The sequence below is a fragment of the Trichloromonas sp. genome, from assembly GCF_041583255.1.
Classification (GTDB): domain Bacteria; phylum Desulfobacterota; class Desulfuromonadia; order Desulfuromonadales; family Trichloromonadaceae; genus Trichloromonas.
Genome location: NZ_JBFHGD010000181.1, coordinates 1 through 6,896, shown reverse-complemented (window position 1 = coordinate 6,896; position 6,896 = coordinate 1). Strand labels below are relative to the sequence as shown.

Sequence of the window (6,896 nt, the reverse complement as noted above, 5' to 3'; positions counted from 1 at the left end):
CCAGGTATTCGTCAAAGGTCATCGAGCGGTCGATGAAGCCGCCGGGGGTGAATTCGACGATCCGGTTGGCGACCGTTGAGAGAAACTTGTGGTCGTGGCTGGCAAACAGGATCACTTCCGGATAGGCGAGCAGGCCGTTGTTGAGGGCGGTGATCGATTCGAGGTCGAGGTGGTTGGTCGGTTCGTCGAAGACCAGCACGTTGGCCCCGGTGAGCATCATCTTGGCCAGCATGCAGCGCACCTTCTCGCCGCCGGAGAGGACGCTGGACTGCTTGGTCGCCTCTTCGCCGGAGAAGAGCATGCGGCCGAGAAAGCCGCGGGCGAAACTCTCCCCCTCGCCGGGGGCGAACTGGCGCAGCCACTCGATCAGGTTCAGGTCGTTCTGGAAGTAACTGCCGTTTTCCTTGGGAAAGTAGGCCGAGGTGATGGTGATGCCGAAGCGGAAGCTGCCGCTGTCGGGTTCGAGTTCTCCCGCCAAAATCTGGAACAGGGTCGACTTGGTCTGGCTGTCGCCGCCGACAAAAGCGATCTTGTCCCCCTTGTTGACGGTCAGGCTGAACTTGTCCAGCACCTTGACCCCGTCGATCGTTTTGCACAGGTCCTTGATCTCGAGGATGATGTCGCCGCAGGGGCGCTCCGCCTTGAAGACGACGAAGGGATATTTGCGTGAAGAGACCGGCATGTCTTCGATGGTGAGTTTGTCGAGCAGCTTCTTGCGCGAGGTCGCCTGCTTGGCCTTGGAGGCGTTGGAGGAAAAGCGCTGGATGAATTCCTTGAGGTCGTTGGCCTTGTCGGTGACCTTGCGGTTCTCTTCCTGTTTCTGCTTCAGCACCAGCTGACTGGCCTCGTACCAGAAGTCGTAGTTGCCGACATAGACGGTGATCTTGCCGAAGTCGATATCGGCCACGTGGGTGCAGACCTGGTTGAGAAAGTGGCGGTCATGGGAGACCACGATGACCGTGTTCTGAAAGCGGGAGAGAAAATCCTCCAGCCAGGCGATCGATTTGAGGTCGAGGTGGTTGGTCGGCTCGTCAAGCAGCAGGATGTCGGGGTTGCCGAACAGGGCCTGGGCCAGCAGCACGCGCACCTTCTCCCCCCCCTCGAGCTCCTTCATCTTCTTGTGGCGCAGTTCCTCGAAAATGCCGAGGCCGTTCAATAGCACCGCCGCTTCTGATTCGGCCTCGTAGCCGTTCATCTCGGCGAACTCGGCTTCGAGCTCGCCCGAGCGGATCCCGTCCTCCTCGGTGAACTCCCCCTTCGAATAGATCGCCTCGCGCTCGGCCATCAGCTTGTAGAGCGGCTGGTGCCCCATCATCACGGTATTGAAGACCGTCTCTTCGTCAAAAGCGAAATGGTCCTGGCGCAGCATGGCGATCCGCTCGCCGCTGCCGACCGAGACTTCGCCCTTGTCCGCCTCGATTTCACCGGCGAGAATTTTCAGAAAGGTCGATTTGCCGGCGCCGTTGGCGCCGATCAGGCCATAGCAGTTGCCGGGGATGAACTTTATGTTGACGTCTTTGAAAATAACCCTCTTGCCGTAGGCGAGGGCCACGTTATGTGCGCTGATCATGGCGGGAATAATTCCTTTTCGAGAAAAATAAAAAACCACAGGGGTGAGCCTGTGGTTCACGTGCGTTGTTCTTATATCATCTTAGACATGTTCACGGCAATCAAATTATGGTTTTAATTCGGGCATCTATGGCGCCAGAACGGTCTTTGCGGAAAGTCACGTGCAGGTTATTGCCCGATTGTGCAGAATCTCGAATGTCTTGTGATTTAATCCTTTATTGTTTATAGTTTGTGTGTGACACGGTGAACGAGTACGGAATTCGCCGGCACAGTCTATCCTGTCAACTTATGGGGCACTTGTGTGCCGACTTCGATGCAGATGGTAACGGTCTTTTGCAAGGTTCTCCGGGGGGGGGGGCAACTTTCTGACACACCTTCTCCTTATGTATATTTCATCCTCTGATCGATACGCCGGTATGCAACCATTCGGCGGCGTCTGTCATTACGAGTTTAATCGCCCAAGGCCGGAATGGTTTTGTAGCCAAGGGGTGTATTCTGGCGGAGAAGGTATTCCCTTTTCTCTGTGTGCTCGTGCGTCTTGATCATTTCGACGCGTGCAGCGATGTGGTTTGGTCGGAGTTGTCCCCTGAAGCAAATGGGGCATGCCGGTATTTTTAAACGGTCGATCTTCTCTTCACAAAGGTCTGTAAGGATGAATAATCTTGTGAGAAAAGTGGACGTTTCAAGGTTCAGTTGCTCTGAGTTGAACGAAATGGATTTACAGAAGAGCGCAAAAGGGGGGCTCATGCCTGCTGCAGAACGTGAACGGGGTTTTACACTGATCGAGCTCCTGATTGTAGTGGCGATAATCGGGATTCTTGCCAGTGTTTCAGTCTTTGGATATTTCAAATACGTGGATAAAGCCCGCCTGACCATGAGTGTTTCCGTTCTCGAGAGCGTTCGAACGATGCTGGCAGGGTATCAGGTTGATCATGGGAACTTTCCTGTGGGCCTCAATTTCGACAATTGCACCGATCTGGGGGGCAACGTGGTTTTCGATGTTGTTACCTGCGATAACATGAAGAAACACATTTCGGCATTTGTTAGCTATGACGGCTCCATCGCTGGCGAATATGTCTTGAAGGTCAAGGCCAAGGATTCGGCGCAGACTATCGTGACTGTAACGGAACAGAACATTTCCCACTAGGATTCCTTATGAAAACCTATCGGCGCAGAAAGTATTTCATCGACTGGAAATTTCAGACGAAGTACATCATTCTTACCGTCCTCATGCTGCTGGTATATACTTTTATCCTGATGGGGGTGGTGTTCTCTCCCTACATTTTTGCGATGGTTTCCGGCGGCTCACTCCAACAGCAGGCGGAGGCGGCTCGGACTCTGCTGGATCTTCACGGCAGGGTCTGGCCCGGTGTCGGTGTGGCCATCATCCTGTTCGGCGGTTTCAGTATTTTTGTCAGTCATAAAGTCGCCGGTCCCGTCTACCGCCTGAAAAAAGGGTTAAAGGAGATCGCCGGAGGGAACCTCGGGGTGCAGATTCACTTGCGCCAGTGGGACGACCTGAAGGATTTGGCCGATTGCACCAACCAGCTTGCCAAGGAACTGCGGACTTTTGTGGCGGCCCTTCACGATAATCAGGGTCTGCTCCTCGATTACCTGCACGAACTGGAAGCCGAGGTGGAAAAGAAGGCCTTCACGCCGGAGGAGGGGCGCGAGCTCATCGAGCGGGTTCAGGCCGGCATTGCCCGCAACCGGGAAATCATGGAGCGATTCCAGCTGTAGTAAGGGATAGCGGGTGGGCATGTTCCGGGGGCAGGATATTCAATCCTGCCCCTTTTCTCTTTTAAGCCAGGCAGAGTGAAGGTCTGCACAGTCACAACTCCCAGCTTTTGGCAAACCGTCCCGCCTGCCGCAAGCCCTCATCACCGGTCATCCTGACGTGCAAATCTCCTTCTGCGATACTCCCGACACGCCAAAGCCGAATTTCTCGCAACTTCGCTCCGCTGAAACGGTGGCAGAGGAAAATCGCCAAGATCGTTGCTATACTTGTCGGTGTCTGCACTGGAGAGTTGGCCGTCAAGGAGGCTGCATGAGAACGAAGGCGCTGGGGGCCTTGCTGTTGGTTCTGCTGATCCTGTGCGGGGTTCCCGGCACAATATCGGCCGATGAATACCTGAGGGCCACCCTGGTCGACCACAAGGGGGTAAGCGTCAAGGTTTCACGTATTCTGGCCCGGGGGACGATCGAAGGCCGGATGGGAGGGGCAGTGCATGAATACCGGTTCTCGGATCTGAGCCGCATTGAAAACCTCGGCAACGAAATCTTCAGGGTGACGACGCGACAAGGGCAGACCCGAACCCTGGAGCGGGTCTCATTGCGCACTCCCGGCCAGACCAACCGGGTCGTCTACTGGACGTTCGACAAGAGCAGCGGCGTGGAAAAACGCTTCTCCCTCGGGCTGATGGGATTTCACACCCTCAACTTCTCCGGCGAAGCCGGACGGCTGAAATACAATCCCGACAGCGGAACATACTTTCCCCCTGACTACATCTTTGACCCCTTCACCGGAAGACAACTGGTCTGGAAAAGTCCGCCGTCATAGCTTCACCCCTCTTCGCAAGATACCCAAAGAAATTGTAGGTAGGTATGACGGTCGCCGTCTTCACTGAACACGTCCATCAAGCGCAACTATGTGGAGTGATGTGGTGAGGATAGTCGGGGATAGGGAGTCGCGAGGTCCTGGCAGGCAAAATTTGCCCCCAGTACAGTGCGATAGAACTGACGAGTATATTAAAATTGGTATTGTGACCCTGGAATGCCACGTGGGTAATGGTGAGTTTAACTTCAAGGCGCACTGTTTGAATGCATAAAAAATCACATGAGATTTTCTATCTCTTTTGAGGGGTTATTGTCAATCTTTAATGATGGGCGTCGTTCGTGAATTCAGGTGTTTGGAGAGAAACAGGACGAGCAGCAGTGGCGCGAGGGCGTACTTGATCCACCAGATAAAACGGTTGAACTCCGATTGTTTCAGGTCCGGGGTGTAGGGGATGACCCGCAGGCTGCGGCCCTGGAAGAGGGTGGCGGTGACCTCGGGGTTGTACCAGGCCTGCATCGCGGTCCCTTCGGGAAAGAGCTTCTGCAGTTCTCTGAACTCGGGTCTGCTGGTGTCGGCGAGATGCGGTGCGTAGAGCCGTTCGGCGTGCCCGGCGATTTTGCCGTCAAAACCCCAGGTCAGTCCGCCTTCGCCGTCGGAATCGTGGCGCAGTTTGTCGATGGTGAAGATGTCTGCCTGGTAGCCGTCGAGGTTGGCCAGCACGATCAGGCTGCTGACGGCTTCGAGGCTGGTGATAAAGGCCCAGCCGAAGGCAATGATCACCGTGAGGGCGATCAGCAGGCCTTTTTTGGAGGACGGTGCTGTTGCTGGGGGTGTTGACGGGGAGAAGTCGCTGGTATCGGGATGGCTGCGCTGGTAGGTCTCGACCTGTTCTTTGGCGTCTTTGAGGTCGATATGGCGGATCTGGCGCAGCCGCTTGATTGCTTCGATCTTGGCGCCGCCGCGCAGGGCAGAAATCACCTCGTCCGGCAGGCTGGTGTCGTCGTTGTGAGTCGGGCGATAAGGCTCCACGGCAAGTCCTTTGCGTGCCAGGTCAGTTGTCGGCCTCGATGAAGTCGTAGGTGCCGACGCCCTGCACCAGCAGGTATTGCGCCGCCTCGACGGCGCTGCGGTTGGCCACCTGGTGAACCCGCCCGACGGCGATTTCACAGCGGCTGCCCGGCGGCAGGGGGATCTCTTCGGCGGGGTCGCGCAGGCCGACCAGCAGGTCGCCACTGAGGCCGACCATGAAGTCGGTGATTTCAGTGTGGTAATGCCAGGGGGTTGCCTGGCCGGGTTGCAGTTCGAGTATCCGCACCCGGACATCGTCGGTCTGGATGATGGTTTGGGCTTGGCTCATAGTCCGCCCCGTTTTTCGCCGGCGGCCAGGCAGAGGGCGGCGTAGATGCGGGCGGCGGCTTCGACTTCGCCGAGGGAGGTCTGCTCGTCGGGGGTGTGGGCGGTCTCGAGCGAGCCGGGGCCGAGAATCAGCGGTTTGACGCCGGCTTCGAAGAAGAGGTTGCCGTCCGAGTGGGAGCGAAAGGCGTCGTACTGCAGCGGCAGGTTGAGCCGGGGATAGATGTCTTCGATCACGTCGGTCAGCCAGTTGTCGGTGTCGAGCCGGTAGCCGCGCGAATCGAAGGTAAAGGTCATTTCGATGTCGAGGTCGTCGACGAAGGCGGCGGCGCCTTCGACCTGCTCTTCCATCCCCTGGCGAACGCTGGCCGGATCGGTTTCGGGGGGCAGGTGCAGGTCGATCCAGGCTTCGCAGCGGTCGGGGACGACGAAGCCGGCCCGCGCCGAGCTGAGTTCGCGGATCGAGTAGACCAGTTCCGGGGTTTCCTTGCTGAAGAGGGGATGCCGGCCGAGGTTGAGCAGCACCCGCAGCATCGATTCGATGGCGTTGTGGCCGAGTTCGGGGAGCGACGAGTGGATGCGCCGGCCGCGGGTGACCAGCCCGGCTTCGAGGTAGCCGTAATGGCTGAAGCAGGGAGCCAGCGCGGTCGGTTCGCCGATCACCACCCAGGGGGGCTTTTCGCCGAGGAGAAAGGTGGCGCTGCCGTCGCCGTTCTCTTCTTCGCCGACCACCAGCAGCAGGCCGACCGGCGGCCGCTGCTCTTCGGGCAGGGTGGCCAGGGCGAGAAAGGTTTCGACCATGGCGGCGCAGCCGCCCTTCATGTCGGCGCGGCCTCGGCAGCGCACCACGCCCCATTCTTCCTGCGGTTCGAATTCCTCCAGGTCCCAGGCCGGCACCGTGTCGACGTGGCCGACCAGGTAGAGGCGCGGCGGACCCTGGCCCATGGTCACCTTGAGGTTGAAGCGGTCTTCCTCGACCTCCTGGCGTTCGACGGCAAAGCCGGCTTTCTGCAGCAGCGCTTCGAGGTAGAGCTGGATGTCTTCCTCTTTGCCTGCCGGCGAGTAGATTTCAAGCATCTCCATCAGGGTGTTGCGCAGTCGTTCGGGGTCGATGGCGTGCCAGACCGGTTCGAGAAGTTCGCTCATGCGGGTTTTCTCCGTTTGCGGACGGTTTTGCGGGACAGGTTGAGGGTCATGTAGACGTGCTGCTGGATGTTGCCGAACCCCTGCTTTTTGAAGAAGCGGATGCCGGCCTCGTTGTCGGCGTCGGTGTCGATGATCATCATCCTCACCCCCTGGTCGATCATGCGCAGCTTGATTTCGCGGAACAGCTTGACGCCGACCCCGGCTTTCTGCAGTCCGGAGCGCACGCCGAGCCAGACCAGGTAACCGTACTTCCATGCCGAGTTGTGCTTCT

The 6,896-nt window shown here is 57.8% G+C and carries 8 protein-coding genes; 3 read left to right on the top strand and 5 right to left on the bottom strand.

The window, feature by feature from the left end:
• Positions 1–1,570 (bottom strand): ABC-F family ATP-binding cassette domain-containing protein (locus tag ABYV89_RS13080; protein ID WP_432823389.1); only part of this gene is annotated, 1,570 nt, incomplete at its 3' end.
• A gap of 663 nt (positions 1,571–2,233) precedes the next feature.
• On the opposite strand from ABYV89_RS13080, the gene ABYV89_RS13075 reads away from it, so the two are divergent.
• From ABYV89_RS13075 to ABYV89_RS13065, 3 genes are all read left to right on the top strand, one after another.
• On the top strand, positions 2,234–2,716 hold the full coding sequence (locus ABYV89_RS13075) for a type IV pilin protein (RefSeq protein ID WP_432823388.1): 483 nt from the start codon (positions 2,234–2,236) through the stop codon (positions 2,714–2,716).
• 8 nt (positions 2,717–2,724) lie between these two features.
• The gene (locus tag ABYV89_RS13070) at positions 2,725–3,309 is read left to right on the top strand and encodes a hypothetical protein (protein ID WP_432823387.1); all 585 of its coding nucleotides are present in this window, start codon (positions 2,725–2,727) and stop codon (positions 3,307–3,309) included.
• 307 nt (positions 3,310–3,616) lie between these two features.
• A complete protein-coding gene (locus ABYV89_RS13065; RefSeq protein ID WP_432823386.1) occupies positions 3,617–4,129 on the top strand; it encodes a hypothetical protein in 513 nt (170 codons plus the stop codon).
• A gap of 309 nt (positions 4,130–4,438) precedes the next feature.
• Here the strand turns inward: ABYV89_RS13065 and ABYV89_RS13060 are convergent, their stop codons facing one another.
• From ABYV89_RS13060 to ABYV89_RS13045, 4 genes are all read right to left on the bottom strand, one after another.
• Positions 4,439–5,155, bottom strand: a complete 717-nt coding sequence (locus ABYV89_RS13060; RefSeq protein ID WP_432823385.1) for a hypothetical protein — start codon at positions 5,153–5,155, stop codon at positions 4,439–4,441.
• Between the two features lie 22 nt (positions 5,156–5,177).
• On the bottom strand, positions 5,178–5,483 hold the full coding sequence (locus ABYV89_RS13055) for a cupin domain-containing protein (RefSeq protein ID WP_432823384.1): 306 nt from the start codon (positions 5,481–5,483) through the stop codon (positions 5,178–5,180).
• Positions 5,480–6,625 carry a M20 family metallopeptidase gene (locus tag ABYV89_RS13050; protein WP_432823383.1) on the bottom strand — a complete coding sequence of 382 codons (1,146 nt, stop codon included), beginning with the start codon at positions 6,623–6,625 and terminating at the stop codon, positions 5,480–5,482. Before ABYV89_RS13050 ends, ABYV89_RS13055 begins: the two co-directional genes overlap by 4 nt.
• Positions 6,622–6,896: GNAT family N-acetyltransferase (locus tag ABYV89_RS13045; RefSeq protein ID WP_432823382.1), on the bottom strand; the 275-nt coding region annotated here is incomplete at its 5' end. The genes ABYV89_RS13050 and ABYV89_RS13045, both read right to left, overlap by 4 nt.